This is a genomic window from Streptomyces niphimycinicus, assembly GCF_018883605.1.
GTDB classification, from domain to species: Bacteria; Actinomycetota; Actinomycetes; order Streptomycetales; family Streptomycetaceae; genus Streptomyces; species Streptomyces niphimycinicus.
Window position 1 is genome coordinate 1 of sequence record NZ_JAHLEM010000469.1, and the last position, 1,365, is coordinate 1,365.

Here is a 1,365-nt window from a genome sequence, read left to right on the forward strand (position 1 = left end):
CCACTTCTTGACCTTGCATAGGATCCACACAGGCAAGGCTCAGTTAAGTTAGGGCGGCCTTATCCGACGCCCGTTGTCCGCCCTGCCCTGATTCCGTCTGGAGCCCGTATGCGAGCCGCTCGCACCTCCGTTGTCGCCGCGATATCGGCGCTGGCGACGATCACCGCCGTCGCCGGCTGCGCCCAGAAGTCCGACGCCAAGGGCTCGGACGCCGTCCAGATCACCGCCTCGGACGACGCGTGCGAGGTCTCCAAGACCTCCTTCCCCGCCGGGCATGTGAAGCTCGCGGTGGAGAACAAGGGCTCCAAGGTGACCGAGGTGTACGTCTACGCCCCGGGCGACCGGATCGTCACCGAGCGGGAGAACATCGGGCCCGGCACCTCCACCTCGATCAGCGCCGAGATCAAGGCCGGTTCGTACGAGATCGCCTGCAAGCCCGGGATGAAGGGGCACGGCATCCGGCAGAAGGTGTCCGCCACCGGCAAGGGCGCGGTGGCGGGGCGCGATCCGAAGCTGGACAAGGCGGTGGCCGCGTACCGCGCCTACGCCCAGCAGCAGGCCGACGAGACCCTGCCCGTGGCCCAGAAGTTCGCCGACGCGATCAAGAAGGACGACATCGACGGCGCCAAGAAGCTCTACGCCCCCTCGCGCGTCGGCTGGGAGCGCACCGAGCCGGTCGCCGAGTCCTTCGGCGACATCGACCCCAAGGTCGATGTGCGCGAGGACGGTCTGGAGAAGGGCCAGAAGTGGACCGGCTGGCACCGGCTGGAGAAGTCGCTGTGGCAGGCCAAGAAGATCACCGCGGCCGACCACGCCCTCGCCGACCGGCTCATCAAGGATCTGAAGGACTGGCAGAAGCGCGTCGGCACCGCCGACATCACCCCCACCAGCATGGCCAACGGCGCCAAGGAGCTGCTGGACGAGGTGCAGACCGGCAAGGTCACCGGTGAGGAGGAGCGCTACAGCCACACCGACCTGGTGGACTTCGAGGGCAACCTCGAGGGCGCCGAGACCTCGTACAAGCTGCTCAAGCCGGTGGCCGCCAAGAACGACCCGGAGCTGGCCAAGGACCTCGACAAGCAGTTCGCGGCCGTCGGGAAGCTGCTGGACAAGTACCGCGAGGGCAAGGGCTTCGTGTCCTACGACACCGTCACGGAGTCCCAGCGCAAGGAACTGTCCGACGCGGTCAACGCGCTGGCCGAGCCGCTCTCCCGGCTCGCCGCCGCCGTCGTCACCAAGTGAGGGGGCCGGGCATGACCGACGAGGCCAACACGACTCCCTCCCGCCGGGCGCTGATCGGCTGGGGAGGCGCCGGGCTCGCGCTCGGCGCCGCGGCAGCCGGCGGCGCGGCGGCGGCGTTGAGCG

The 1,365-nt window shown here is 69.0% G+C and carries 1 protein-coding gene; it reads left to right on the top strand.

Annotated elements, in window-relative coordinates; translation table 11 throughout:
• Positions 1–108 precede the first annotated feature (108 nt).
• Positions 109–1,242, top strand: a complete 1,134-nt coding sequence (efeO, locus tag KN815_RS33105) for an iron uptake system protein EfeO (RefSeq protein WP_216345549.1) — start codon at positions 109–111, stop codon at positions 1,240–1,242.
• Positions 1,243–1,365 lie beyond the last annotated feature (123 nt).